This window comes from Pseudomonas sp. GW822-FHT06D10 (assembly GCF_058799535.1).
Window position 1 is genome coordinate 422,741 of the sequence record NZ_JBXALN010000001.1, and the last position, 25,366, is coordinate 448,106.

The window sequence follows — 25,366 nt, forward strand, 5'->3', positions numbered from 1 at the left end:
ACATGAAGACACCCGAGCAGTGCAGCGGCCTGGACGACGTCCGCTGCGGTATCGACGCCATGGACCAGCAGATCATCCAGGCCCTGGGCCGGCGCCTGGCCTACGTCAAGGCGGCGGCGCAGTTCAAGCCGACCGAGGACAGCATCGCCGCCCCGGAGCGGGTTGCGGCGATGCTCCCGCAACGTCGGCAATGGGCCGAGCAGGCGAGCCTGGACCCGATGTTCGTGGTGCCGCTGTTCGCCCAGATCATCCACTGGAACATTGCCCAGCAAGTGCGCCACTGGCGCCGTCAGCACGGGCTGGATCAAGGAGCCCAAGATGAGTGAGTCCTGCCTGTCCGGCTTGACCCGGGCCCTGCGCAAGGGCGAATCCCTGGCCCGACGCAGGGGGCGGGCGGTGCTGGTGGTGTACAGCCTGGCCGCCGAGCGCCTGGAGCCGCTGCGGCTGTTTGCCGCCAACCGCCAGGTGTTCGGCCAGAGCCTGTTCTGGTCCAGCGACCAGGGCGCCCTGGCCCTGGCCGGGTTCGGCTGCACCGAAGAAATCAGCCCGCCGGCCGCCGAGCGTTTTGCCGCCAGTACCCAGGCCTGGCGCCAGTTGCTGCTGCAGGCCCATCAGGTGGGGCCCAAGCGGGCCTACCTGTGCGGCGGCTTTGCCTTCGACCCCCAGGGCCCGCGCAGTGCCCAGTGGCAGTCGTTCGCCGCCACGTCCCTGGTGCTGCCGCGGATCCTGCTGCTGCGCGAAGGCGAGCAGCAGCACTGGCTGTTCAGCCTGTGGGTCGAGCCCGGCGCCGACGTGGCCCAGTGCGCCGGCGCCCTGGAGGCGGAGTGGGCCCTGTTGCAGGCGCGTTATACCCACGCCCCCTTGGCACAGATGCCCGTTGGCACCCAGGCCGAGGACGACACCCAGGCCGCCGACCGCTGGCAGGACTGCGTGGCCCGAGCCATCGCGCGGATCCAGGGCGGCGAGCTGAGCAAGGTAGTACTGGCCCGGGAAGTCTGCCTGCGGGCGAGCCGCAGCATTCCTTGCGGGCCGCTGCTGGAAAACCTCAGGGCGGCCTATCCCCAGGCCTTCCTGTTCGCCTTCAGCCGTGGCGACAGCTGCTTTCTCGGTGCCACGCCGGAACGCCTGGTGCGCCTGGCCCGCGGCACCCTCAACACCGTGGCCCTGGCCGGCACCTGCGCGCGCGGCCAGCATGAGCAGCAGGACGCGGAACTGGGCCAGGCCCTGATGGACAGCGCCAAGGACCGCCATGAACACGCCCTGGTGGTGCAGACCCTGCGCGAAGCCCTGCAGCCCTACTGCGCGATGCTGGAGATTCCCCCGCAGCCGCAACTGCACCGCCTGGCCCACGTCCAGCACCTGCTGACCCCGGTGCTGGGGCGGTTGCGGCCCCAGGTCGATCTGCTGCAAGTGGTGGATGCCCTGCACCCGACCCCGGCGGTGGGCGGCCTGCCTCGGGGCAAGGCCCTGGGCTATATCCGCGAGCATGAGCAACTGGACCGCGGCTGGTACGCCGCCCCGGTGGGCTGGCTGAACGCCGAGGGCGATGGCGAGTTTGCCGTGGCCTTGCGTTCCGCCCTGATCCGCGGCAACCAGGCGCACCTGTTTGCCGGTTGCGGCATCGTCGGCGAGTCGGACCCGGCGAGCGAATACCAGGAGACCTGCCTGAAGTTGCGCACCATCGGCGAAGCCCTGCGCCCGCAACCGGCCGCCACCTACGAAAAGCTCGGCCTCTCCCTGTAGGAGCCGGCTTGCCGGCGAACCGCGCAGCGGCCAGTTGGCGCGGTTCGTGGCGAAGGAATGCGACGCTCTTGCGGGCCTCTTCACTGGCAAGCCAGCTCCTACGGATGAGCGGGTGTGCACCCGTAGGAGCCGGCTTGCCGGCGAGCCGCACAGCGGCCAGTTGGCGCGGTTCATGGCGAAGGAATGCACCAGGGCGTTGATGGCCTGACCGGAGCCCTTGCCCGCCAGGCTCAGGCGCGGCGGTACGTAGTCGTCCTTCAGGCCATGGACCACCCGCAGCGGCATGCCGATTTCGCGGATGGTGTCGATGGCGTATCGTTGCGCCTCCCTCCCTTCGAGCTCCCTGGCGAGTACCCATGAAATTCGACGCGTTGACCGACATCCTGCTAAAGCTCGAAAACGCCTTCAACGACCCTGGCGAGAACCCTGTGCGGCGCATCGACGCCTGCATCGCCGAGGTGGCCCAGTTGGCCGACCCGGCCAGCATTGGCCCGCTGTTGTCGTTGCTCGACGATGAGGCCGAATATGACGAGGTGATGTTTTCGCTGATTCACGCCGCCGAGCATTTCGATGATGCTGTGTATGTGCCGGCGTTGCTGGCGGCGCTGCCCGGCTTGCAGGAACACAGCCCGAGGTGGGCGCAGACGCTTTTCATGCGGGTGCTCAACAGCGAGCCCGCGCGCCTGGAGATGGTCCGTGCCTTGCGCGAAGCGGCGCCTGCGGTCAAGGCGGCGGCCCTGGAGTTGGCCGATTCGATCAATCAGCAGTCTCCGGCATTCCTGGCCAAGACCGTGGTGGTCATGGTGGCGGCTCAGCCGGCTGCGTGAGGGACGTCTAGGGACAGGTTTTTTGCAGGTGCCGCGGGCCCATTCGCTGGCAAGCCAGCTCCTATACAAGCCAGCTTCAGCTGGTGGGGGCGGCGGTGGGGGGCGGGCCGGCGAATTTTTGGCTGGGTTTGGCACGCAGCAGGGCGTTGATGGCCTGGCCGTAGTCCTTGCCCGCCAGGCGCATGCTGTTGTTGTGGGTGCCGCCGGGCACCAGCAGCAGTTTCTTCGGCTCCAGGGCGGCCTTGAACAGTTGCTGGCTCAGGCGCGGCGGTACGTAGTCGTCTTTGAGGCCGTGGACCACCAGCAAGGGCATGCCGATCTCGCCGATCTTGTCGATGGAGTCGAACTTCTGCGACAGCAGCCAGCGCACCGGCAGCGAGGTCTTGGTCGCTGCGGCAGCGGCATCGGCCAGGGTGGTGAAGGTGGATTCGACGATCAGCCCGCGAGCGGCAATCGGGGCCTTTTCGGCGGCGGCATTGCGCCCCAGTTCGGCAGCCAGGTCGATGGCCACCGCCCCTCCCAGGGAGTGGCCGTAGATCAGGCGTTTGCTGGCATCGGGTTGCAGCACCTTGAGCCGCTCCCAGGCGACGCGCGCGTCTTCATACACGCTGTTTTCCGAGGGCAGGTCGCCATGGCTCTGGCCGAACCCCCGGTAATCGATGGCCAGCACCGAGTAGCCCAGGGCGTGCAGTTGCTCGATGCGAAACAACTGGCCGGTGAGGTTCCAGCGCACGCCGTGCAGGTAGAGGATCGCCGGGGCATCGGCGCGTTTGGCCGGCCACCACCAGGCGTGGATGTTCTGTCCGGGCTTGAAGCTTTGCGGTTTGAGTTGCAGTTCCTGCACTGTGCTGGGCAGACCGCGATACCAGCCGGCGTTACCCGGCTCGATGCGAAACACCAGTTGGCGCTCCTTGTGTTCGAGCACCGCACAGCTCACCGGCAGGCCGACGATCAGTGTGGCCAGGCACAGCAGCGCAAACCAGCGACGGCGCAGGCGCTGGGACAGGGTTGGGGACATGCAGGGCTTCACCACAGGACGGACGACAGCGCGTTTTTAACAGATGTGCCGGGATGACGGCACTCATTTTCAGCGCAGCGGTCGGCGGCAAAGGTTAGAAAATGCTACGGGGGGAGGGGGAACAGATGTCGTGGCCACCCGCTGCCGGGGCGGGCCACGACGGTGGGGCTTTAGAAGTTCCAGCGGGTGCTGAGCATCACGTTCCGCGGGTCGCCGTAGTACGACGAGTTGTAGAAACCGATGTTGGTGAAGTACTTCTTGTCGAACAGGTTGTTGACGTTGAGGGTGGCCGAGACGTTCTCGGTGATCTGGTAGCGGGCCATCAGGTCCACCAGCCAGTAAGGGTCCTGGGCGAATTTTTCCTCGGTGCCCTTGCCGTAGTTGCTGAGTATCTTCCAGCCAGTGCCCTGCCAGCGCACGCCGCTGCCCAGGGTCAGCTTGTCGAGGCTGCCGGTCAGCTTGTAGCTGGTATAGAGGTTGACCTGATCTTCCGGTTCCCAGGTGGAGACCTTGGCCCCGCTCTGGTCGCGAATGATCTTGTGGGTGTAGCCGGCCTGCAACTGCCAGCCGGGAGCGAGCTCTCCGGAGATTTCCGCTTCATAACCCTTGGCCTTGGACTTGATGCCCTTGGACGCATAGTCCAGCCCGGGGGTGGTGGGGTTGGCGTTGTAGGCCAGGTCATCCACCGGCCGGTTTTCTTCATGCACTTCGAAATAGGCCAGGCTGGAGTTCAGGCGGCCGTCGAAGAACTCGCCCTTGAGACCCACCTCGTAATTGGTGCCTTCGTCGGGCTTGAGCACCTTGTCGTTGCGGTCGCGGTAGTCGTCCTGGGGCAGGTAGATCTCGGTGTAGCTGGCATAGACGGAGAAGTTCTGGTCGAGGTCGTAGACCACCCCGGCATAGGGAATGACCTTGCCGGTGTCCTTGGTCCTGCTGGTACCGCTGACCTCGTAGTTGTTGACCCGGCTGCCGAGCAGCAACGAAAGATCGTCGTTGAGGCTAAAGCGCGCGGTCATGTAGCCGGCGCTCTGGCGGGTGGTCTCGTCGTTCTTTTTGGTCATGCTGCCCCAATCGGGCTTGGGGCTGTGCCCGTCCCAGTTGAAGTAGTCGTAGAAATTGTTGTGATTGGTGGCGCTGGTGAAGTCCCGGCCTTTCCAGTGCGAGTTGGAGATCGAGGCACCGACCACCAACTGATGCTCGCGCCCCAGCAGGTCGAAGGGGCCCGTGGCGTAAAGGTCGCCGCTGTCGCTGACGGTTTCGCCGGTGTACTTGCGGGTCAGCAGCGAGGCGATGCCGGTCTCGGCATTGGGCGACATCAGCGAACCCAAGGGCGCGTTGTAGCCATTGATCTGGTGGTTGTATTGGGCCTTGGCCACCCAGCCGTTGGCGAAGCTGTGCTCCAGGGTGCTGAACACGGTGCGGGTGTATTGCGACCAGCGGCTCCAGCTCGCGCCGTTGTTGTAGGAGCGCGAGGTGCTGATGGCGTTGCCCTTGGAGTCGTACAGCGAACTGCTGCCCGACCAGCTGGAACCCTTGGGGTCGTTGTCCTGATAGTCGGCGCCGACGGTCAGCAGGGTGTCCGGTGACAGGTCGAACTCGAGGATGCCGTAGTAGACGCTGGTCTGGCGCTGGTAGTGGTCAAGGAAGGATTTCTTGTCCTGATAGGCGGCGACCATCCGCCCGCGGACATTGCCGCTGTCGGTCAGGGGGCCGCTGACATCGACCTGCGAACGGTAGTTGTCCCAGGAACCGGCCCCCAGGTCGATGTGCCCGGCGAATTCGGCAGTGGGTTTCTTGCGCACCATGTTGATGGTGCCGCCGGGGCCACCGGCACCGGTGAGCAGGCCGGTGGCACCCTTGAGTATTTCCACGCGGTCGTAGATCACCGTGTCGGTGAGGGTGTGGCCCGAGGAGTACTGTGCGTCCTGCAGGATCGGAATCCCGTCGTACTGGAAGTTCTGAATGGCAAAACCGCGGGAGTAGTAGCTGGTGCGGTCACTGTCGTAGGTGGCCACGGTGATGCCTGGGGTATGGCGCATCACCTCGTCGATGGAGTTGAGGCCAAAGTCATCCATGGCCTGGCGGGTCACCACCGAGATCGACTGCGGGGTTTCTCGCGGTGTCAGCACTAGCCGGGTGGCGGTGGCGATGGTGCCCGGCGTGTAGGAGCCGCTGCCTTCGGTGACGGTGCCCAGCTGGTTGGTGGTGACCGTGGTTGCTCCCAGCTCGACCCGTTCACCGCCGCTGGCCTGTATTACCCGATAGCCCGCGCCCTCGGCCACGGCTTGCAGGCCCAGGGGTTTGAGCAGGCGCTGCAGGCCTTCGGCCACGCTGAAACGGCCATTCAGGCCGGTGCTGCGCTTACCGGCGCTGAGGTTGGCGTCGATGGCGATCATGCTTGCCGATTGCTGGCCGAAGATGCCCAGCACCTGGTCCAGGTTGCCCGGGGCGATGGCGTAGTCGCGCTGCTGGTGGTCGGTCACGGCGGCGCCGGTTTCGGCGGCCAGCAGCGGCAGGCTGGTGCTGGCGATGGACAGGCCGATGATGACCGGGCGCAAGGTCGCGGCAAGGGGCGTAAGGCGAATGTGCATAAGGAAAATCCGTGGGTTGGGAAGGGATGGCGCTGAGCTGTTTTCCAGCTTCTTCCCTGGTCTTGATGCACGAGATTGAAAAAACTGCCGCCGCCCTGAAAAAAACAGGAAAACAATCAGGCAGCGTCCACGGAGGCCCAGTACCCCATTACCCGCCGGATGCGAATCGGCAGGGTCCTGGCCAGCAATTCGAGGCTGGCGTCCGGCTGGTCCAGGGAGAACGAGCCGGAAACCCGCAACCCGGCGATTTCGGCGGAGCAGCGCAGCAGGCCTGGGCGATAGCGGTCGAGTTCGGCGATCACCTCGCCCAGGGGGCGACGCTCGGCGATCAGCAGGCCCTGGGTCCAGGCATTGGCCGTGGTGGGCACGGCGGCCAGGGCGCTGATCCGCTGTTGGGCGATATCCACTTGCTGGCCCGGGTCCAGGCTTAGCGCGGGGGCATGGGCGGTGCTCACCGAGCCGCTGCCGGCGAGCAGTTGTACCCGGGTGCCGTTGATGCCCGGCAAGCCGACGCTGAGGATCAACTGCGAGCGCGGGGCGAGCTGGATGTGCCCATCGGTGGTGGTGACCTGCACGGGCGCGGCGTTGCCCAGGGTCAGCAACAGGCGGCCGCTGTTGAGCCGCAGTTGCAGGCCCTGGGGGCTGGCCTTCTGGTCGAGGCTGGTGCGCGTGTCCAGTTGCAGGCTGGCGCCAGCGGCCAGTTGCAGCTGGCGGCGCTCGCCGGTGGCGGTGTGGTAGTCGCTGAACAGTTGCGGCAACAGCAACCGTTCGCGCACGCTCCAGCTGCTGGCGGCGACCACGCCCAGGCCGACGATGCCCTTGAGCAGGGTGCGCCGCCCGGGGTGGCTGCGAGCCTGCAGCAGTTGCCGGGCGTGGGGCGCGGGCAGGCTGCGGGTGCTGTCGCGCAGGTCCTGGCCGATGCCGGCCAGGCGCTGCCAGGCCAGCTCATGCTGCGGGTCGGCCCGGCGCCAGGCCAGGCAGGCGGCCTGCTGCTCGGGGGGGCTGATGCCCGATTGCAGCAGCACCAGCCACTCCAGGGCCTGGTCCAGTACCTGCTGCTCCACGGCGCCCTGATCGTCCACTGGCTGGAAGGCGTTCATCCCGGGTACACCGCCGCGTAGCAGTGGCGGTAGGCCTTGAGCATGGCTTTCTGCACCACGTTGACCGAGAGCTGCAGGCGTTGGGCAATTTGCGGGTAGGTCAGGCCTTCGAGCTGGGACAGCAGAAACACCTCGCGCACCCGGCTGCCCAGGCCGTCCAGCACCTGGCCCACGGCGTCCAGGGCCTCAAGCACCAGCAGCCGGGTTTCCGGCGAGGGCTGGTACTGCGGCTCCAGCTGCGCCAGGGTTTCCAGGTAGGCGCGCTCCAGGGCCTGGCGCCGGAAATACTGCCCGCACAGGCGGCTGGCCACGGTGTTGAGGTAGGCCCGGGGTTCGCGCAGTACCGGCAGTCGCTCGCTGCGCAAGATGCGCACAAAGGTGTCCTGCGCCAGGTCCATGGCCTGGTCCTGGTTGCCGAGCTTGCGTCGCAGCAGTTGCACCACCCAGTTGTGATGCTGGAGGTAGAGCTCGCCCACGGCGTGCTGTAGCGAAGGGTTGGGCACCATCGATAGGGGTTCCGAGGTCGAGGTGGGTGAAATGGGCGTTTATGGTAATGCTTCTCATTAGTGAGTGCTTGAGTTTTTATTGCCGTTCACCAGGGCTGACTGTCACTCGGAAAAGTGAGCAGGGTTGAGGTTTAATTGGTTGCAAGGTACAACTAAATGCCTCACTTGCGAGGTCACGCCCATGCCGAGTTCATCCGCTTCCCTTATCCCATCACTGCGCCAGGCCTCCCGGCAGATGGTCCGCGAGCTGGGCTTCATGCAGGCCACCCTGGCCGCCACCGACTACCCGCCCTCGGCGGTGCACGCACTGCTGGAGATCGGCCAGGGCAATGCCCTGACAGCCGGTGACCTGGTGACCCTGCTGGGCCTGGAGAAATCCAGCGTCAGCCGCCTGGTGCGCAAGCTGGTGGACGCCGGCGAGATCAGCGAGCAGGCCCATGACCAGGACGCCCGCTCCAAGAAGCTGCAGCTCAGCGCCCGGGGGCGCCAGACCCTGGCCGGCATCGACCGTTTCGCCCAGGCCCAGGTGGCCGCGGCCCTGGCCCACCTGAGCCCGGCACAGCAGCGCAGCGCCTGTGCGGGCATCGCCGACTACGCCCGGGCATTGCGTGCGGTGCGGCTGGGAGAGGCGCCCGAACAGTCGGAGCGCTGCTCCATCGCCCGTGGCTACCGGCCCGGAGTGATTGGCCGCATCGCCGAAATGCACGCCCGTTACTACGCGGATCTGGCGGGTTTCGGCCAGCCCTTCGAAAGCCTGGTGGCGCGGGACATGGCCGAATTGATGGGGCGTTTGCACAACCCGCGCAATGAAGTCTGGGTGGCGCTGCAGGGGGAACGGATTGTCGGTTCCATCGCCATTGATGGGGAGGGCGAGGGCGGCGAGGCGCTCCTGCGTTGCTTCATTCTGGATGAGGCCGCCCGCGGCCAGGGGCTGGGCCGGCGGCTGCTGGTCGAGGCCCTGGGCTTTTGTGACCAGTGGGGTTTTGCCGCCACCCGGCTGTGGACCTTCAAGGGCCTGGATGCGGCGCGCGCGTTGTATGAGGAACAGGGCTTTGTGCTGGTGCAGGAGCAAGAGGGCGAGCAATGGGGCGCGCCAGTGACCGAGCAGTGTTTTGTGCGAGCAAGGGTGGCGCAGCGCGACACCATCCGCTGAGCGCTGTAGCCGCTGCTGAGCCTGCGAAGCTGCGCAAAGGCCCGCAGGGCCTTGCCTGGCGGTCCCGAGCCGAGCCTGTGGCGGCCCTGAAAACCTGCGTCTGCTGCGTCGGAATGCCGCCCAAGCCGTTCGCAGCCTGGTGCAGCGGCTACAGATAGCCGGTATTGGTGGTAGGGTTCGCCCCCTGATGATTATCGATCTGTGGAGAAGCATCCCATGCAAGCCATCAAGCTCAGCCTGCCGGCATCCCTGGACAACCTCAAGCGCGTGGAGCTGGCAGACCCCGGCCAGCCCGGCGCCGGGCAGATCCGCGTGCGTATCCATGCCTGTTCCTTGAACTTCCACGATTACGCCGTGGTGACCGGCGCGCTGCCCACCGCCGACGGGCGGATTCCCATGGCCGATGGCGCCGGGGTCGTGGAAGCGGTGGGCGAGGGCGTCAGCGAGTTCAAGGTGGGCGATGCGGTGGTGTCCTGCTTCTTCCCCCATTGGCACGATGGCGGCCCGGCGATCGCCGATTTCAGCACCACCCCGGGCGATGGCGTCGACGGTTACGCCCGTGAAGTGGTGATCCAGCCCAGCCACTGGTTCACCCATGCGCCCAAGGGCTACAGCCATGCCGAGGCGGCGACCCTGACCACCGCCGGCCTGACTGCCTGGCGCGCATTGGTGGTGGACGGCGCGCTCAAGGCCGGGGAAACGGTGCTGGTGCTGGGCACCGGCGGGGTGTCGATCTTCGCCCTGCAACTGGCCAAGGCCATGGGCGCCACGGTAATCGCCACCTCCTCCTCGGACGCCAAGCTGGCCAAGGTGCGCGAGCTGGGGGCCGACCATACCCTCAACTACCGCACCCACCCCGAGTGGGGGGCTGAAGTGCTCAAGCTCACCGGCGGCCGCGGCGTCGATCACGTGGTGGAAGTCGGTGGCCCGGGCACCTTGCCGCAGTCGATAACGGCTTGCCGCATTGGCGGGCACATCGCCCTGATCGGCGTGCTCACCGGCTGGGCCGGACCGGTGCCGACGGCGGCGCTGATGGCCAGGCAACAGCGCCTGCAGGGGCTGATCGTCGGCAGCCGCCAGCAGCAGATCGACATGGTCCGTGGCCTGGAAGCCACCGGCATCAAGCCGATCATCGACAGCACCTTCCCCCTGGCGGATATCGCCAAGGCCTTCGCCCATGAAGCCTCGGGCGCGCACCTGGGGAAAATCTGCCTGAGCCTCTGAAGCGATGCCGCAACCCGGGCCCAGCCTACTGATCGGATCCCCAGAGGATCCGATCTCCGTCGCCGCTGCTGCAGGTGGCGACAAAAGGCGCAGCGCCTGCCTGCCCCGGCCAGCCACTCACAAACAGTTGATCCATGCTAATGGATCCAAAAATAAAGCCATTATCTAAAGGCTTCTTCGTTTACAGCGTGAAAAGTCGAAAGTGCGCGATAATCGCCCATAAAAAGCACTATTCGCGTGTCTCTCTATTGTTTGTGGATCCATTAATTGATTGATTAGGCCCCTGGCGATGGCAGGAACCTTCCTGGCCGTCCCCGCATAACAATTACAAGAAAAGGGTTTCGTCATGCGCGTTCTCCCAAGGGCACGGGCCGTTCTCGGTCCTGCGTGCCACCTGCCTGTGTGCCTGTCCGTCCCCGCGCTTTGCGCGTCCAGCCCGAGCATGGGAGGACGGCCATGAACCACGATCTCAAGCAACGGGTCGACCAAGGCCCGATGGGCTCCTTCCAGTGCCTGGCGATCGGTATCTGCATCGTCCTCAACATGATCGACGGCTTCGATGTGCTGGTGATGGCCTTCACCGCCGCTTCGGTGTCCGCCGAGTGGCAACTCAACGGGGCGCAGATCGGTCTGCTGCTCAGTGCCGGTCTGTTCGGCATGGCCGCCGGTTCGCTGTTTATCGCGCCCTGGGCCGACCGCTTCGGGCGCCGGCCGCTGATCCTGTTCTGCCTGCTGCTGTCGGGTGTCGGCATGCTGCTTTCGGCCGGCAGCCAGAGCCCTTTGCAACTGGCGCTGTTGCGCGGCCTGACCGGCCTGGGCATCGGCGGCATCCTGGCCAGCAGCAACGTGATCGCCGCCGAGTATTCCAGCCGCCGCTGGCGCGGCCTGGCGGTCAGCCTGCAATCCACCGGCTATGCCCTGGGCGCGACCCTGGGCGGGCTGCTGGCGGTGTGGCTGTTGACTCATTGGGGCTGGCGCTCGGTGTTCCTGTTCGGCGGCATCGTCACCTTGCTGGTGATCCCCCTGGTGCTGCTCTGGCTCCCCGAATCCCTGGACTTTCTCCTGGCCCGGCGGCCGGCCGGTGCCCTGGCGCGAATCAATCGCCTGGCCGGGCGCCTGGGCCATCCGCAACTGCTGCAAATGCCCGCGGCAGCGGTACGCGAGCAGGGCGCCGGCAGCGGTTTTGGCCAACTGTTCGCCGGGCCGATGCGGCGTACCACGCTGCTGATCTGGCTGCTGTTTTTCCTGGTGATGTTCGGTTTCTACTTCGTCATGAGCTGGACCCCGAAACTGCTGGTGGCCGCCGGGCTCTCGGCGCAGCAGGGGATCACCGGCGGGGTGCTGCTGAGTGTCGGCGGGATCTTCGGCGCGGCGCTGATCGGCGGCTTGTCCTCGCGCTGGCCGCTGACCCGGGTGCTGTCGCTGTTCATGCTGGTGACCGCCGGGCTGCTGGTGCTGTTCGTCGGCTCGGCTTCCTCGATTGCCGCGGCCCTGGGCCTGGGGCTGCTGATCGGGCTGTTCGCCAACGGCTGCGTGGCCGGGCTCTACGCCCTGTCACCGGTGGTCTACGACGCTTCGGTACGGGCCACCGGGGTCGGTTGGGGGATCGGCATCGGGCGCATGGGCGCGATTGTCTCGCCCACGGTGGCCGGGGTGTTGCTGGATGCCGGCTGGCAGCCGCTGCACCTGTACGCAGTGTTTGCCGTGGTCTTCGTGCTGGCGGCCGCTTGCCTGTTGCTGCTGCGGCCGGTATCGGCGCAACCGCAGCCGGCCCTGGCCTCGTGTGGCCAGGGTGGGGGTTAAAAGATCGAGTCCCTGTCCTTGCGGGTAAAGGCACTGATCCGGGTGTAGCGCCCGTTGACCGACTCGACGTTCAGGTTGCCATTGAAGTCGGGATAGCTCACGCGCCCGCTGGACAGCGGCAGCAGCGCCACCTTGAGCTTTTCCACGGGGATCGAGGTGAACTTCAGGTCGGCGATGTTCGGCGCCATGTGGGGCAGGGCATAGCGGGCGCTTTTCAGCTCGCCGACGTAGCTGAAGATCATCGGCGTGGTGTAGTCCTGGGTGCGCGGGCGATAGGTGGAGGAGTAACCGACGATGCTCAGGGTGCGGCCCTTGATCTCGACGAACATGAAGGTCGGCGTGCGCTCGGTGATCCGGGTGCTGTCTTCCAGCAGCGCCCTGGCTTCGGCGGCGCTGATCAGGCTGTTGTCTTCACCGCTGAAGTCGTAGGCATGAAAACCGTTGAGCTCGGTCATGGCGCGCAGCAGCAGTTCCTTCGACGGGTCCGGGTGCATCCAGCGCACGTTGGGGCCACAGGCGCTCAGCAGCAAGCTGATGCAAATGGTCAGGAAAACTAAAGGCAGGGAGCGGGTGCTCATGGTGGTCAGAGTCCTTTCAAGAGAGGTGCCTGGTTGTGGCCCAGGCCGGCCATGGTCGCCCAAGGGATGGGCGGTTGTCAGCACGGCCCGGCAAAGTGCGGGCGCTGTTTCAAGACTGGCCGTCGATGATCGCCGCGGCCACGGCCTGGCGGAACCAGCTCAGGGCGGCGGAGCTGTCGCTGTTGGGGTGCCAGTGCAGCGAGACTTCGAACTCCCCCACGGAAAACGGCAGTTCCAGTTGCCGCAGGCCGCCTTCGAGGGTGAACAGGCGGGCGATCTGCGCTGGCAGCACGGTCAGCAGGTCGGTGCCGGGCAGCACTTTGGGCAGCACCGAAAAGTGCGGCACGTGCAGGCTGATGCGGCGCCGGGCGCCCATCTGCTTGAGCACGTCCTCGACGCTGCCGTGGCCGGTGGTGCGGGTCACGGCGATGTGCCGCTCGGCGAGGAACTGCTCCAGGCTCAGCTGGGTGCCGATGCGCGGATGACGGTCGCTGAGCAGGCACACGTAGCGCTCGCGGATCAGCACCTGGCTGCGGGTGCCGGTCAAGGGTTTGCGGCAGATCAGCGCGTCGACCTTGGCGCTGCTGAGCCACTCGCCGGCCTGGTCCACCTGCAGCGGCAGGACTTCGACTTCGGCCTCGGGGGCCTGCTGGTTCAGGCGCGCCAGGATCAGCGGCAGGAAGCCCATTTCGCCAAGGTCGGAGAGGGCGATGCGAAAGCGCCGTTCGGTGGTCGCCGGGTCGAAGCGCCGGGTGCTGTGCACGGTGTTCTCGATCCGCGTCAGGGATTCGCGAAAGGCCGGGTACAGCTCATCGGCCAACTGGCTGGGCTGGATGCCGTCCCGGGTGCGGCTGAACAGGCCGTCGTCGAACAGCTCGCGCAGCCGCGCCAGGCCGTAGCTGACCGAGGGCTGGGTGACGAACAGGCGCTCGGCGGCCAGGGTCACGCTGCGGGCTTCGTAGAGGGTGACGAAGGTGCGGATCAGGTTCAGATCGATGTGGCTCATGCTGCCTCATGGATATAGACGGGTCTTATTTTTAATAGAGATAGTATCGATTTGATCAATTTCGTGGCGGCTGCAAGAGTAACTCAAATTCTAAAAAACAGCGGCAAAGGTCCATATGAAAACCGTCCATAGCGCCTCCTACGACATCCTGCGGCAACAAGGCCTGACCACCGTGTTCGGCAACCCGGGTTCCAACGAGCTGCCCTTTCTCAAGGGCTTCCCCGAAGACTTCCGCTACATCCTCGGCCTGCATGAAGGCGCGGTGGTGGGCATGGCCGACGGCTTCGCCCTGGCCAGCGGCCAGCCGGCCTTCGTCAACCTGCACGCCGCGGCCGGCACCGGCAATGGCATGGGCGCCCTGACCAATGCCTGGTACTCCCACAGCCCGCTGGTGATCACCGCCGGCCAGCAGGTGCGCTCGATGATCGGCGTCGAGGCGATGCTGGCCAACGTCGATGCACCGCAGCTGCCCAAGCCCCTGGTCAAGTGGAGCGCCGAGCCGGCCTGCGCCGAGGACGTGCCGCGGGCCCTGAGCCAGGCGATCCACATGGCCAACCAGGCGCCCAAGGGCCCGGTGTACCTGTCCATTCCCTACGACGACTGGGCCCGCCCGGCGCCGGCCGGGGTCGAGCATCTGGCCCGGCGCCAGGTGGCCACTGCCGGGCTGCCCTCGGCGGCGCAATTGCGTTCGCTGGTGCAGCGCCTGGCGGCAGCGCGCAACCCGGTGCTGGTGCTGGGGCCGGATGTGGATGGCAGCCAGAGCAACCACCTGGCCGTGCAACTGGCGGAGAAACTGCGTATGCCGGCCTGGGTCGCGCCGTCCGCTTCGCGCTGCCCGTTTCCCACCCGTCACCCGAGCTTTCGCGGGGTGCTGCCGGCAGCCATTGCCGGCATCAGCCGCTGCTTGGCGGACCATGACCTGATCCTGGTGGTGGGGGCCCCGGTATTCCGCTACCACCAGTTCGCCCCGGGGGACTACCTGCCCGCGGGCACCGAGCTGCTGCACATCACCTGCGACCCCGGCGAAGCGGCGCGTGCGCCCATGGGCGATGCGCTGGTGGGGGACATCGCCGAGACCCTGCAGGCCCTGGTCTGGGCGCTGCCGGATTGCGACCGGCCGCAGCCCCAGGCCTTGCCGCCGGCTGCTCCGGTCGAGGAGCTGGGCGGCCTGCTGCGCCCGGAAACCGTGTTCGACGTGATCGATGAGCTGGCGCCCAAGGACGCGATCTACGTCAAGGAGTCCACCTCCACCGTAGGCGCCTTCTGGCAGCGGGTGGAAATGCGCGAACCCGGCAGCTACTACTTCCCGGCCGCCGGTGGCCTGGGCTTCGGCCTGCCAGCGGCGGTGGGGGTGCAACTGGCCCGGCCGGAGCGGCGGGTGATCGGGGTCATTGGCGACGGCTCGGCCAACTACGGTATCACCGCGCTGTGGACGGCCGCCCAGTACCAGATCCCGGTGGTGTTCATCATCCTCAAGAACGGCACCTATGGCGCCCTGCGCTGGTTCGCCGGTGTGCTGCAGGTCAGCGACGCCCCGGGCCTGGACGTGCCCGGCCTGGACTTCTGCGCCATCGGCCGCGGCTATGGCGTGCACTCGGTGCAGGCCAACACCCGCGAGGCGTTCGCCCAGGCCCTGAGTGAGGCCCTGGCGGGCGACCGCCCGGTACTGATCGAGGTGCCGACCCTGACCATCGAACCCTGAGGGCTGCCTTGTCGCCGGGCGCGAGCCCGGCCTTGCCAACCGCAACCTGCGGACTCACCAGAAGAATAAAAAGAGGTGGTTATGAACACGACTTCGGTCACTGCTGTGATAGATGACGCGCCCCAGCCGGCGCGTTCCGGTTCCACCCACGCCGACATCGGCACCTTGCTCGACCATGGCCCCTTCACCGGCATGCAGAAGCTGGTGGTGTTGCTGGCGGCGCTGTCCATCGTCATGGACGGCTTCGACGGCCAACTGATCGGCTTTGCCATTCCGCTGATGATCAAGGAGTGGGGCATCACCCGCGAGGCGTTCGCTCCGGCGGTGGCGGCTGGGCTGATAGGCATGGGCATCGGCAGTGCATGCGCCGGTCTGTTTGCCGACCGGTTCGGCCGGCGCATGGCGATCATTGCCAGTGTCTTCGTGTTCGGTGCGGCCACTTGCGCCATTGGCCTGGCGCCCAATGCACTAGCGGTGGCGGCCCTGCGTTTTATCGCCGGGCTGGGCATCGGTGGCGCGCTGCCCAGCGCTACCACGGTGACGGCCGAGTTCACCCCGGCACGGCGGCGTACCCTGGCGGTGACGGCCACCATTGTCTGCGTGCCCCTGGGCGGGATGCTGGCGGGGTTGTTCGCCTCCCATGTGTTGCCGCTGTACGGCTGGCGCACCCTGTTTTTCATCGGCGGCAGCCTGCCCATCGTCCTGGGCTTTGCCTTGCTGGCGACGCTGCCGGAGTCGCCGCGCTTTCTGGCGCGCCGGCCCCAGCGCTGGAACGAACTGGGTACCTTGCTCGGGCGCATGGGCCGGCCGATGGCGGCGGGGGTGGTCTACACCGATGCCCTGGAGCAGAAGAGCGAGAAGCAGGGTGGTTTCCGCGCCTTGTTCGCCCTGGGCTACGGGCGTGACACCCTGGCCCTCTGGGTGGCGTTCTTCATGTGCCTGACCGCGGTCTACAGCGCCTTCAGCTGGCTGCCCACCATGCTGCTGTCCGAAGGCCTGGAGCTGTCGGTGGCCGGTTCCGGGCTGACCGCCTACAACCTGGGCGGGGTGATCGGGGCGCTGGTGTGCGCGGTGGCCATCACTCGCTGGGGTTCGTTCTGGCCGCTGCTGATCTGCTGCGCCGGCGGCGCGGCCAGCGCCTTCCTGTTGCAGGTGGTGGACATCCACCAGGACACCGGGCTGCTGATCTTCGGCTTCGGCGTGCACGGCCTGTTCGTCAACGCCGTGCAGTCCACCATGTTTGCCCTGTGCGCCTTTATCTACCCCACCAGTGTGCGCGCCACCGGCACCGCATCGGCCCTGGCCTTCGGGCGCCTGGGGGCGATTCTCAGTGCCTTCGCCGGAGCCCTGGTGATTACCCAGGGCGGCGCCAACGGCTACCTCACGCTGCTGGGTTCGGTGATGGTCATGGCGCTGCTGGCGCTGCTGATCGTGGGCCGGCACATTCCCCGGCGCCTGCCGGGCCAGTCATGAACGCGGCCCGGTGCGTGAACCGGCCACTCAAACAGGAGGTTCGATGAACATCACCATTCTTGGCGCGGGCGCCATGGGTTCGCTGTTTGGCGGCCTGCTGGCGCAAAGCGGCCAGCGGGTAACCCTGCTGGACATCAACGACGAGCACCTTGCGGCGATCCGCAGCGACGGCCTGCTGCTGGCCACCGACAGCGGCGAGCGGCGCATTACCGGCCTGCACGCCTGCCGTCCGGAGCAGGCCACGGGCCACCCCGACCTGTTGCTGGTCTTCACCAAGACCCTGCACACCGACAGTGCCTTGCGCAGTGTCGCCGGGCACATCGCCGGCCACACCCTCGTACTGACCCTGCAGAACGGCCTGGGCAATGCCGAGGCGCTGTCCCGGCATGTGGCCCCGCAGCAGGTGCTGATCGGCATGACCAACTGGCCCGCCGACATGGTCGGGCCGGGGCAGGTGCATTCCCACGGCCAGGGCATGGTGCGGGTGCTGGCCCCAGGCAGCCGCGAGCGCAACGCCAGCCAGGAGGTGGCGGCGGTGCTGGACGCTGCCGGGTTGAACTGTGCGGTGGACCCGCAGGTCTGGACCTCTATCTGGGAGAAGGTGGCCTTCAACGCCGCCTTGAACAGCCTGTGCGCCGCCACCGGCTGCACCGTGGGCCAGCTGGACGCAGCGCCGGAAGGCGTGGCCCTGGCCCGGTCCATTGTGCTGGAGGTGGTGGCGGTGGCCAGGTCCCAGGGAATAGAACTGGATGCCCAGGGCTGCCTGGACAGTGTGGCGTTCGCCATTGCCCATCACCGCACCCACAAGCCTTCGATGTTGCAGGACGTGCTGGCAGGGCGGCCCACGGAGATCGGCTCCATCAATGGCCAGGTGCTGGAGCGGGCGCGGCAGGCGGGGGTGCCCGTGCCCCACACCGAAACCCTGCTGGGCCTGCTGCGCCTGATCGAAAAACGCGCCGCCTCGTAGGAGCCGGCTTGCCGGCGAAGAGGGCCTTGGGGCTTGTGTGGCGCTGGCGGGCGCCTTCGCTGGCAAGCCAGCTCTTGCATACGCCGGCTTTTGTGTGACACATCGGTTTATGAACGCTGTTCCATGAGGAGATTTTCCATGAGTGATTCCAACGCGGTCTATCGCGACCTGCACCTGCAACCCATCGCCGGACAGTGGCGCGCCGGCGCCTCCGGCAAGACCCTGGTGGTGAGCAATCCATTCGACGGTGCACAGCTGCTGGAACTGGCCCAGGCCAACCGCAGCGACCTGGACGCGGCCTACGCCAAGGCCGCCCAGGTGCAGCCGCAATGGGCGGCCCTGGGCCCGTCCCAGCGCGCGGCGGTGCTGCACCAGGCGGTGGCGATCTTCGACCGGCGCCAGGAGGAAATTGTCGACTGGATCATTCGCGAATCCGGCAGCACGCGGATCAAGGCCCTGGCCGAGTGGGGCGCGGCGCGGGCCATCACCCTGGAGGCGGCGTCCTTCCCGGCGCGGGTCCACGGGCGGATTGTCGAATCCGATGTGCCGGGCAAGGAAAGCCGGGTGTACCGCAGCGCCCTGGGGGTGGTCGGAGTGATCAGCCCGTGGAACTTCCCGCTGCACCTGACCCAGCGCTCCATCGCCCCGGCCCTGGCCCTGGGCAACGCGGTGGTGGTCAAGCCGGCCAGCGATACGCCGGTGTGCGGCGGCCTGCTGCTGGCCAGGATCTTCGAGGAAGCGGGCCTGCCCGCCGGGGTGTTCAGCGTGGTGGTGGGGGCCGGTAGCGAGATCGGCGATGCCTTTGTCGAGCACCCGGTGCCGGCGCTGATCACCTTCACCGGCTCGACCCCGGTGGGGCGCGGCATCGGCCGCATCGCCAGTGGCGGCGAGCACCTCAAGCACGTGGCGCTTGAATTGGGGGGCAACAGCCCGTTCGTGGTACTGGACGATGCCGACCTGGAACAGGCGGTGAACGCCGCGGTGTTCGGCAAGTTCCTGCACCAGGGGCAGATCTGCATGGCGATCAACCGCATCATCGTCGACGAGCGCCTCTATGACGCCTTCGCCCAGCGCTTCGTGGCCCGGGTCAAGCAGCTCAAGGTGGGGGATCCGCAATCGCTGGACACAGTGATCGGCCCGGTGATCAACGCCCGCCAGTTGCAGGGCCTGCAGGACAAGATCGCCCTGGCCCGCGAGCAGGGCGCCGAGCCACTGTACGAGGGCGGGCAGAACGGCAACCTGCTGGCGCCCCATGTGTACGGCGAAGTGCGTGCCGACATGGACCTGGCGCGCAATGAAATCTTCGGCCCGCTGGTGGGGCTGCTGCGCGCCCGGGACGAAGCCCATGCCCTGGAGCTGGCCAACGACAGCGAATTCGGCCTGGCCAGTGCAGTGTTCACCGGCAACCTGGAGCGCGGGGTGAACTTCGCCCGGCAGGTGCGCGCCGGCATGACCCACATCAACGATGTGCCGGTGAACGACGAGGCCAACGCGCCCTTCGGTGGCGAGAAGAACTCAGGCCTTGGGCGCTTCAACGGCGACTGGGCGATTGATGAATTCACCCGGGACCACTGGATCAGCCTGCAGCACCGGCCGCGTCAGTATCCCTTCTGACCCGGCACCTTTGAATAACGCCCGGCCGCCCTGGCCGGGCTTTTGAGCATCCGTGAGCGCGCGGGCCCTTGTCGGCCTGTCGGGCACGGCTGCGCCTATGAAAAGCGGAGAACAATAATAATGAACACCCGTCATCCGATGCAGTGCCGTTCCCTGGTGGGGGCTTGCTTGTCCGTGGGCCTGTGCGTGCCCGCCTGGGCCGCCGACGACAGCGGTTTTTTCGAGGGGAGCAAGACCGACCTGCTGCTGCGCAACTACTACTTCAACCGGGATTTTCGTGACCATGACGCGCCCAAGGGCCAGGTCGAGGAGTGGGCCCAGGGCTTTATCCTCAAGTTCAGCTCCGGCTACACCCCGGGCACCGTGGGCTTTGGCCTGGACGCCATCGGCCTGTTCGGCCTCAAGCTCGACAGCAGCCGCCAGGCCAGCGGTTCGGAGTTGCTGCCGGTGCACGACGACGGGCGCGCCGCGGACAATTTCGGTCGCGCCGGAGCGGCCCTCAAGGCGCGGATTTCCGCCACCGAGTTCAAGGTCGGCGAGCTACTGCCGGACATTCCACTGCTGCGTTATGACGACGGCCGCTTGCTGCCGCAAACCTTCCGCGGGGCCATGCTGGTCTCCCGAGAGATCAGCGGCCTGGGGCTGCAGGCCGGGCAGTACCGTGCCGTCAGCCTGCGCAACTCCTCGGACATGCAGGACCTTTCGGCCTGGGCCGCGCCCGGGGTCAAGTCCGACGGCTTCAACTACGCCGGTGCCGAATACCGCTTCAACCAGCAGCGCACCTTGCTCGGGGTCTGGCATTCGCAGTTGGAAGACATCTACCGCCAGAGCTACTTCAACCTGCTGCACAAGCAACCGCTGGGGGACTGGAGCCTGGGGGCGAACCTGGGCTACTTCATCGACCGCGACGATGGCAGCGCGCGTATCGGCCGGGTCGACAGCCACACCGCCTATGGTCTGTTCTCCGCCTCCCGGGCCGGGCACACGCTGTACCTGGGGTTGCAGAAAGTCAGCGGCGACAGCCCCTGGATGTCGGTCTACGGCAGCAGCGGCCGGACCCTGGGCAACGACATGTTCAACGGCAACTTCAGCAACGCCGGCGAGCGTTCGTGGCAGGTGCGTTATGACTATGACTTCGCTGCCTCGGGGATTCCCGGGCTGCTGGCCATGGTGCGCTACGGTCGTGGCGACAGCGCCACCACCAAGGTTGGCAATGACGGCCATGAGTGGGAGCGCGATACCGAGATCGGCTACACCCTGCAGAGCGGCACCTTGAAGAACCTCAGCCTGCGGCTGAACAACGCCACCAACCGACGCAGCTTCAACAGCGACTTCGACCAGACCCGGCTGATTGTCAGCTACCCGCTGTCGCTCTGAAAACCCTGTAGCCGCTGCCGAAGGCTGCGAACGGCTTGGGCGGCATTCCGACGCAGCAGACGCAACGATCCCACGGGCGCTGGAGGTCCGGCGGCAGATCGCCAGGCAAGGTCCTGCGGACCTTTGCGCAGCCTCGCCGAGGCTCGGCAGCGGCTACAAGGTAGCCGCCGCTTCGTGCTGCTTCGTATGGCTATGGCAATCTCGGGGTGCGTGTTGCGGGGGGGCTTGCGTTACTATGGCCGCCCACGTTTTCAGGAAGCTGCCCGGATGAGCAAACCCGGTCAAACGGTGCTGGTCGCGCTGCGCAAGATGATCGCCTCGGGCGAGTTGGCGGCAGGCGAGCGCTTGATGGAAGTGCCCACCGCCGAGCTGTTCGGGGTGTCACGCATGCCGGTGCGCATGGCCTTTCGCACCCTGGAGCAGGAAGGCCTGCTGGTGCGGTTCGGCGGTCGCGGGTTTCAGGTGCGTTCGGTAAGCGCCGAAGACATCGCCGGGGCGGTGGAGGTGCGCGGGGTGCTGGAAGGCCTGGCGGCGCGCCAGACCGCCGAGCGCGGGCTGTCGGCCGAGGGCCGGGCGATTCTCGAACGCTGCCTGGTCGAGGGCGATGCGCTGTTCGACAAGGGCTATGTCAACGAAGAGGATCTGGAGCTCTATCACGACCTCAACATGCGTTTTCACCAGGTGATCGTGGCGGGCAGCGGCAACCCGGCGATCGCCGATGCCCTGGCGCGCAACGACCACCTGCCGTTCGCCTCGGTCACCGCCCTGGCAGTAGACCGCCAGGACATGGCCCGGGAATACCGGCGCTTCAACTATGCCCACATGCAGCATCACTCGATATTCGATGCCCTGGTCAATGGCCAGGGTGCGCGGGCCGAGGCCCTGATGCGCGAGCATGCCAACGCCACCTTGCGCTATGCCGAGATCTTCGGCTCGGCCGTGGCCGACGAGCGCATGAGGCTGATCCTGCGCCCGCAGTGAGGCTCTACAGATCCAGCACCAGCAGCGGGCTCCTGGCCCGGGAACAGCAGGGCGTGAACTGATCGTTGCGCGCCTGCTCGTCCTCGGTGAGGAACAGGTCGCGGTGCTCCGGTACCCCTTCCAGCACCCGGGTCAGGCAGGTGCCGCAGATCCCTTGCTCGCAGGAAATCGGCACTTCGATGCCCTGGTCCTGCAGCACCTGGACCACGCTGCGATCGGCCGGTACCTGGAACACCTGGCCGCTGCTGGCCAGCTTCACCGCAAAGCTGGCGTCGGCGCTGTGGTCGATGGGCGCAGCGCTGAAATATTCTCGGTGCAGGCATTGCTCCTTCCAGCCCTGGGCCCGGGCGTTGTCCAGCACGTGTTGCATGAAGCCACCGGGGCCGCAGACATACAGGTGCACGTCGTCCCGGGGCCCGGCCAGGGCCTGGGCGATATCCAGGGCGGTGTCCGGTTGTTCGTCGAAATGCAGGCTCACCCGCTCGGCAAAGGGCGAGGCCTGCAAGCGCTGGACGAAGGCCGCGCGCTGGGCCGAACGAGCGCAGTAGTGCAGCTGGAAATCCGCGCCGCTGTGGGCCAGCTGTTCGGCCATGCTGAGGAGCGGGGTAATACCGATGCCCCCGGCGAACAGCAGGCTGCGCCGTGCTGCGTGCTCCAGGGCAAAGAGGTTGCGTGGCTCGCTGATGCGCAGGCGCGTGCCTACCTCCAGTTGCTGGTGCAGGCTGCTGGAGCCACCGCGGGAGGCAGGGTCCTTGAGCACGCCGATCAGGTAGCGGTGGCGCTCTGCGGGGTGGTTGCACAGGGAGTATTGGCGCACCAGGCCGTTGGCCAGATGCACGTCGATATGGGCGCCGGCGCTGAAGGCGGGCAGGGGGCTTGCGTCGGCCGCGGCCAGTTCGAAGCTGCAGATGTCCAGGGCTTCGTCGTGGCGTGCGGCCACCAGTACGTCGATCATCATCGGTCCTCGCCGGTGGCCGCATCCGGGCCGCCAGCCTGTCGGGTTCGGGGGGTTAACGGCTAGTGGCGATCAAGGGTTCCCGGGGCTCGCGCTCCTGGGCGATCAGCCGCTCCAGGACCCGGCGCGACTGCACGCCGCCGGCGTCGATATTGAGCTTGAGCAGGTTGCGCTGGGGCTGGGCGAGAAGGTTCTGCTGCTGGCGCTCAAGCATCTCCAGGTCCTCGCTGAAGATCTTGCCCTGGCCTTCGCGGATGCTCTCGGTGAGCGCCTGGTCCTGGGGGTTGAAGTTGCGCGCCATGCCCCAGAAGTACCAGATCGAGGTGTCGCTTTCGGGGGTGATGAAATCCACCACGATGCTCGACGCCTTGTACTGCGCAGGGGCGTCGTAGCCACCGTGGCCGGCATGGGCCACGCCGACTTCGATCAGCACATGGCTGGGCGGGCTGAAGCGGCAGATCTGCCAGCGGTCCACCGGCACGTCGTCGGCCAGTTGGTTGCCGCGCAGGGCCATGCGCCAGAAGGGCGGCGGCATGACCTTGTGCATGTGCCGGGCGGTGACCACCTGATCGCCGTCTACCGTGGTCTGCGGTGGCGCCTCGTCGATTTCCTTCTGGCCGATGCTGGAGGCATGCACGTAGGTTTCGTGGGTCAGGTCCATCAGGTTGTCGATCATCAGCCGGTAGTCGCACTGGATGTGGAACAACCCGCCGCCATAGGCCCATTGATCGTTGTCGGCCCATTCCAGGTGATGGATCAGCGCCGGGTCGGCCAGGGCCTGGTCGCCGGGCCAGACCCAGATGAAACCGTAGCGCTCCACCGCGGCGAAGGTCTTGTTGCAGGGGAAGCCGCGCACCCGCTGGCCGGGCATTTCCACGGTCTTGCCGTCGCAGCCCATCACCAGGCCGTGATAACCGCATACCAGGTTGCCGTTCTCGACATAGCCCAGGGACAGCGGCGCGCCGCGATGGGGGCAGAAGTTCTCGACGGCGGCTACCCGACCTTCATGGGCGCGGTAGAACACCATGTGTTCGCCGCAGATCTGCCGGCCCAGGGGCTTGTCCTGCAATTCATCGGGGGTGCAGGCAACGTACCAGGCATTCTTGGGGTACATGACGTTTCTCCAGGCGCTTGTTGTTTTTATTTAATGGATCCATTAAATGGTTGGCGCTCTGGGGGTGTCAAACAAATATGCCGATTTAGTGTTCGATAATCGGCTGCTATAGGGGTTTTGGATCCAGTGAAGGGGGGTTATGGATCCATTGTTCGCGCGTCAAGGCGCGGCGCGCCGAAGGGCCGGTGGGCAGTCGCGGGGCGAGGCTGGGGGGCGGGCCGCAGCGCCAGGGGGGATCTGGCGGCTGCGGTGCCGGGGACGAAGTGGGGGTTGCAGAATCAGCGCCGTTGCAGGCTGTCCTGCAGGCGCTGGATGCCGTCTTCCAGCAAGGCCCGTGGGCAGCCGAAATTCAGGCGCACGAACTGCCCGCAGTCGTCTCCGAATTCCAGGCCGGCGCTGAGGCCGACCTTGGCTTGCTCGAGGAAGAAGGCGTGGGGGTCGTCGAGGCCCAGGGCGCTGCAGTCGAGCCAGGCCAGGTAGGTGCCCTGGGGCGCGTGCATGCGGATGCCGGGCAGGCGGGTCTGCACCGCGTGCAGCAGGTAGTCGCGGTTGGCCTGCAGGTAGCCCAGCAGGGCCTGGAGCCAGGGGCCGCCGTGGGTCAGGGCGGCCAGGGTGGCTTCCAGGCCCAGGGGGCTGACGCTGTCTACCATGCCGGCGCGGGCATTGTTGAAGGCCAGGCGGGTGGCAGGGTCCTGGATGATGGCGAAGCAGGTCTTCATCCCGGCGATGTTGTAGGCCTTGCTGGCCGACATCAGGGTGATGGTACGCCGGGCGATTTCCGGGCTCAGGGAGGCGGTGGGGATGTGCCGGCGGCCGTCGAAGCACAACTCGGCATGGATCTCGTCGGAAATGATCAACGCGCCCTGGTCCAGGCAGGCAGTGGCCACCGCCAGCAACTCGTCCCGGGGGAAGACCTTGCCCAGGGGGTTGTGCGGGTTGCTCAGGAGCATCGCGCCGGCGCCTTGCAAGGCCTGGTGCAGGGCGTCCATGGGGGTGTCGTACGTGCCATCGACGGTGAGCTGGAACGGCACTTCGACCTTGTCCAGGCCCCAGTTGCCAGGGGCCAGGCGCAGGGGGCGATAGTTGGGGGTTTGCAGCACCACCTTCTGCTGCGGCTGGACGAAGGCGTGCAGGGCCATGTTGAACCCGGGCTCGACCCCGGGGAGGAAAATCAGCTCGTCGGGCCTGACGCGCCAGGCGTATTTGTCCCACAGGTCGGCGACCACCGCCTCGCGCAATTCGTCCCGGGCCACGCTATAGCCCAGCAGCGGGTGCTCCAGACGCTGGCGCAGGGCCTGAAGGATGCCATCGGCCACGGCGAAATCCATGTCCGCCACCCACATCGGCAGGACATCCTCGGGGTAGCGGCTCCATTTGGTGCTGCCGGTGCCATGACGGGGGTGCAGGGTATCGAAATCGAAGCTCATGAACGGATCTCGTCGGGTCGCGGGGGAGAAAGGAACTGATTCTAGCCTCACCTGGCGCTGAATCGGCCGGCCCGGTTGCGGCTTTTTTACCCCGGTTGTCCTCTAGGCAGCTTTTCCCTTGCCTGTGCCTCACAAAAACCTCGTTTCGCAACGCCCCGGGTTATGGAAACAATGAACCCCTGCATCCGCCTGCCCGACTGCCACGGG

The 25,366-nt window shown here is 66.6% G+C and carries 21 protein-coding genes; 12 read left to right on the plus strand and 9 right to left on the minus strand.

What is annotated here, in order from left to right:
* The first annotated feature begins 2 nt into the window (after positions 1 to 2).
* The 3 genes from AC1RL5_RS01810 (at position 3) to AC1RL5_RS01820 (ending at position 2,570) form a co-directional block, all read left to right on the plus strand.
* Positions 3 to 326: an isochorismate lyase gene (locus AC1RL5_RS01810; RefSeq protein ID WP_026020138.1), complete on the plus strand. Its 324-nt coding sequence runs from the start codon at positions 3 to 5 to the stop codon at positions 324 to 326.
* Positions 319 to 1,743, plus strand: coding sequence for an isochorismate synthase (locus AC1RL5_RS01815; RefSeq protein WP_072450099.1), 1,425 nt, complete (start codon positions 319 to 321; stop codon positions 1,741 to 1,743). Before AC1RL5_RS01810 ends, AC1RL5_RS01815 begins: the two co-directional genes overlap by 8 nt.
* Before the next feature lie 356 nt (positions 1,744 to 2,099).
* Positions 2,100 to 2,570, plus strand: coding sequence for an Imm30 family immunity protein (locus AC1RL5_RS01820; RefSeq protein WP_492588999.1), 471 nt, complete (start codon positions 2,100 to 2,102; stop codon positions 2,568 to 2,570).
* Between the two features lie 76 nt (positions 2,571 to 2,646).
* Here AC1RL5_RS01820 and AC1RL5_RS01825 read toward each other — a convergent pair whose 3' ends face one another.
* The 4 genes from AC1RL5_RS01825 to AC1RL5_RS01840 form a co-directional block, all read right to left on the minus strand.
* Positions 2,647 to 3,588 (minus strand): alpha/beta hydrolase, encoded by a 942-nt coding sequence (locus tag AC1RL5_RS01825; protein ID WP_492588998.1) that lies wholly within the window; start codon positions 3,586 to 3,588, stop codon positions 2,647 to 2,649.
* A gap of 170 nt (positions 3,589 to 3,758) precedes the next feature.
* Positions 3,759 to 6,179, minus strand: coding sequence for a TonB-dependent siderophore receptor (locus AC1RL5_RS01830; RefSeq protein ID WP_019094490.1), 2,421 nt, complete (start codon positions 6,177 to 6,179; stop codon positions 3,759 to 3,761).
* A gap of 116 nt (positions 6,180 to 6,295) precedes the next feature.
* Positions 6,296 to 7,279, minus strand: coding sequence for a DUF4880 domain-containing protein (locus tag AC1RL5_RS01835; protein WP_041774297.1), 984 nt, complete (start codon positions 7,277 to 7,279; stop codon positions 6,296 to 6,298).
* Entirely contained in the window at positions 7,276 to 7,785 is a 510-nt protein-coding gene (locus AC1RL5_RS01840; RefSeq protein ID WP_011061763.1) for a sigma-70 family RNA polymerase sigma factor, read from the minus strand. Before AC1RL5_RS01840 ends, AC1RL5_RS01835 begins: the two co-directional genes overlap by 4 nt.
* Before the next feature lie 181 nt (positions 7,786 to 7,966).
* Here AC1RL5_RS01840 and AC1RL5_RS01845 point away from each other — a divergent pair, with 181 nt between their 5' ends.
* The 3 genes from AC1RL5_RS01845 to AC1RL5_RS01855 all read left to right on the plus strand — a co-directional run bounded on the left by AC1RL5_RS01845 (position 7,967) and on the right by AC1RL5_RS01855 (position 11,965).
* Positions 7,967 to 8,938 carry a bifunctional helix-turn-helix transcriptional regulator/GNAT family N-acetyltransferase gene (locus AC1RL5_RS01845; protein WP_093403760.1) on the plus strand — a complete coding sequence of 324 codons (972 nt, stop codon included), beginning with the start codon at positions 7,967 to 7,969 and terminating at the stop codon, positions 8,936 to 8,938.
* 216 nt (positions 8,939 to 9,154) lie between these two features.
* Positions 9,155 to 10,162 (plus strand): zinc-dependent alcohol dehydrogenase family protein, encoded by a 1,008-nt coding sequence (locus tag AC1RL5_RS01850; protein WP_248765013.1) that lies wholly within the window; start codon positions 9,155 to 9,157, stop codon positions 10,160 to 10,162.
* Between the two features lie 456 nt (positions 10,163 to 10,618).
* Positions 10,619 to 11,965, plus strand: a complete 1,347-nt coding sequence (locus tag AC1RL5_RS01855) for an MFS transporter (RefSeq protein WP_103290105.1) — start codon at positions 10,619 to 10,621, stop codon at positions 11,963 to 11,965.
* Here AC1RL5_RS01855 and AC1RL5_RS01860 read toward each other — a convergent pair.
* Positions 11,962 to 12,543: a hypothetical protein gene (locus AC1RL5_RS01860; RefSeq protein WP_019094486.1), complete on the minus strand. Its 582-nt coding sequence runs from the start codon at positions 12,541 to 12,543 to the stop codon at positions 11,962 to 11,964. The genes AC1RL5_RS01855 and AC1RL5_RS01860 overlap by 4 nt on opposite strands.
* A 109-nt stretch (positions 12,544 to 12,652) precedes the next feature.
* Positions 12,653 to 13,549, minus strand: coding sequence for a LysR family transcriptional regulator (locus AC1RL5_RS01865; RefSeq protein WP_011061759.1), 897 nt, complete (start codon positions 13,547 to 13,549; stop codon positions 12,653 to 12,655).
* A 115-nt stretch (positions 13,550 to 13,664) separates the two neighbouring features.
* Here AC1RL5_RS01865 and mdlC point away from each other — a divergent pair, with 115 nt between their 5' ends.
* From mdlC to AC1RL5_RS01895, 6 genes are all read left to right on the plus strand, one after another.
* Complete coding sequence (gene mdlC / locus AC1RL5_RS01870; protein ID WP_015635942.1) at positions 13,665 to 15,251, plus strand: benzoylformate decarboxylase; 1,587 nt, start codon at positions 13,665 to 13,667, stop codon at positions 15,249 to 15,251.
* Between the two features lie 81 nt (positions 15,252 to 15,332).
* Complete coding sequence (locus AC1RL5_RS01875; protein ID WP_015635941.1) at positions 15,333 to 16,724, plus strand: MFS transporter; 1,392 nt, start codon at positions 15,333 to 15,335, stop codon at positions 16,722 to 16,724.
* A gap of 43 nt (positions 16,725 to 16,767) precedes the next feature.
* Positions 16,768 to 17,691, plus strand: coding sequence for a ketopantoate reductase family protein (locus AC1RL5_RS01880; protein WP_207239304.1), 924 nt, complete (start codon positions 16,768 to 16,770; stop codon positions 17,689 to 17,691).
* A gap of 138 nt (positions 17,692 to 17,829) precedes the next feature.
* Positions 17,830 to 19,305, plus strand: coding sequence for an aldehyde dehydrogenase family protein (locus AC1RL5_RS01885; RefSeq protein WP_011061755.1), 1,476 nt, complete (start codon positions 17,830 to 17,832; stop codon positions 19,303 to 19,305).
* Between the two features lie 138 nt (positions 19,306 to 19,443).
* Positions 19,444 to 20,682 (plus strand): OprD family porin, encoded by a 1,239-nt coding sequence (locus tag AC1RL5_RS01890; RefSeq protein WP_404672672.1) that lies wholly within the window; start codon positions 19,444 to 19,446, stop codon positions 20,680 to 20,682.
* A gap of 267 nt (positions 20,683 to 20,949) precedes the next feature.
* A complete protein-coding gene (locus AC1RL5_RS01895) occupies positions 20,950 to 21,663 on the plus strand; it encodes a GntR family transcriptional regulator (RefSeq protein WP_011061753.1) in 714 nt (237 codons plus the stop codon).
* Positions 21,664 to 21,667: 4 nt separating this feature from the next.
* Here the strand turns inward: AC1RL5_RS01895 and AC1RL5_RS01900 are convergent, their stop codons facing one another.
* The 3 genes from AC1RL5_RS01900 to AC1RL5_RS01910 all read right to left on the minus strand — a co-directional run bounded on the left by AC1RL5_RS01900 (position 21,668) and on the right by AC1RL5_RS01910 (position 25,159).
* On the minus strand, positions 21,668 to 22,618 hold the full coding sequence (locus tag AC1RL5_RS01900; protein ID WP_065364243.1) for a PDR/VanB family oxidoreductase: 951 nt from the start codon (positions 22,616 to 22,618) through the stop codon (positions 21,668 to 21,670).
* A gap of 55 nt (positions 22,619 to 22,673) precedes the next feature.
* Positions 22,674 to 23,732, minus strand: coding sequence for a Rieske 2Fe-2S domain-containing protein (locus AC1RL5_RS01905; protein WP_207239300.1), 1,059 nt, complete (start codon positions 23,730 to 23,732; stop codon positions 22,674 to 22,676).
* Between the two features lie 278 nt (positions 23,733 to 24,010).
* Entirely contained in the window at positions 24,011 to 25,159 is a 1,149-nt protein-coding gene (locus AC1RL5_RS01910; protein WP_492588997.1) for a MalY/PatB family protein, read from the minus strand.
* Between the last annotated feature and the right edge of the window lie 207 nt (positions 25,160 to 25,366).

Bases quoted from the DNA above. Each gene is read 5' to 3' on its own strand.
- AC1RL5_RS01810 (WP_026020138.1), top strand. From the start codon at position 3: ATGAAGACACCCGAGCAGTGCAGCGGCCTGGACGACGTCCGCTGCGGT.
- AC1RL5_RS01815 (WP_072450099.1), top strand. From the start codon at position 319: ATGAGTGAGTCCTGCCTGTCCGGCTTGACCCGGGCCCTGCGCAAGGGC.
- AC1RL5_RS01820 (WP_492588999.1), top strand. From the start codon at position 2,100: ATGAAATTCGACGCGTTGACCGACATCCTGCTAAAGCTCGAAAACGCC.
- AC1RL5_RS01825 (WP_492588998.1), bottom strand. From the start codon at position 3,588: ATGTCCCCAACCCTGTCCCAGCGCCTGCGCCGTCGCTGGTTTGCGCTG.
- AC1RL5_RS01830 (WP_019094490.1), bottom strand. From the start codon at position 6,179: ATGCACATTCGCCTTACGCCCCTTGCCGCGACCTTGCGCCCGGTCATC.
- AC1RL5_RS01835 (WP_041774297.1), bottom strand. From the start codon at position 7,279: ATGAACGCCTTCCAGCCAGTGGACGATCAGGGCGCCGTGGAGCAGCAG.
- AC1RL5_RS01840 (WP_011061763.1), bottom strand. From the start codon at position 7,785: ATGGTGCCCAACCCTTCGCTACAGCACGCCGTGGGCGAGCTCTACCTC.
- AC1RL5_RS01845 (WP_093403760.1), top strand. From the start codon at position 7,967: ATGCCGAGTTCATCCGCTTCCCTTATCCCATCACTGCGCCAGGCCTCC.
- AC1RL5_RS01850 (WP_248765013.1), top strand. From the start codon at position 9,155: ATGCAAGCCATCAAGCTCAGCCTGCCGGCATCCCTGGACAACCTCAAG.
- AC1RL5_RS01855 (WP_103290105.1), top strand. From the start codon at position 10,619: ATGAACCACGATCTCAAGCAACGGGTCGACCAAGGCCCGATGGGCTCC.
- AC1RL5_RS01860 (WP_019094486.1), bottom strand. From the start codon at position 12,543: ATGAGCACCCGCTCCCTGCCTTTAGTTTTCCTGACCATTTGCATCAGC.
- AC1RL5_RS01865 (WP_011061759.1), bottom strand. From the start codon at position 13,549: ATGAGCCACATCGATCTGAACCTGATCCGCACCTTCGTCACCCTCTAC.
- mdlC (WP_015635942.1), top strand. From the start codon at position 13,665: ATGAAAACCGTCCATAGCGCCTCCTACGACATCCTGCGGCAACAAGGC.
- AC1RL5_RS01875 (WP_015635941.1), top strand. From the start codon at position 15,333: ATGAACACGACTTCGGTCACTGCTGTGATAGATGACGCGCCCCAGCCG.
- AC1RL5_RS01880 (WP_207239304.1), top strand. From the start codon at position 16,768: ATGAACATCACCATTCTTGGCGCGGGCGCCATGGGTTCGCTGTTTGGC.
- AC1RL5_RS01885 (WP_011061755.1), top strand. From the start codon at position 17,830: ATGAGTGATTCCAACGCGGTCTATCGCGACCTGCACCTGCAACCCATC.
- AC1RL5_RS01890 (WP_404672672.1), top strand. From the start codon at position 19,444: ATGCAGTGCCGTTCCCTGGTGGGGGCTTGCTTGTCCGTGGGCCTGTGC.
- AC1RL5_RS01895 (WP_011061753.1), top strand. From the start codon at position 20,950: ATGAGCAAACCCGGTCAAACGGTGCTGGTCGCGCTGCGCAAGATGATC.
- AC1RL5_RS01900 (WP_065364243.1), bottom strand. From the start codon at position 22,618: ATGATCGACGTACTGGTGGCCGCACGCCACGACGAAGCCCTGGACATC.
- AC1RL5_RS01905 (WP_207239300.1), bottom strand. From the start codon at position 23,732: ATGTACCCCAAGAATGCCTGGTACGTTGCCTGCACCCCCGATGAATTG.
- AC1RL5_RS01910 (WP_492588997.1), bottom strand. From the start codon at position 25,159: ATGAGCTTCGATTTCGATACCCTGCACCCCCGTCATGGCACCGGCAGC.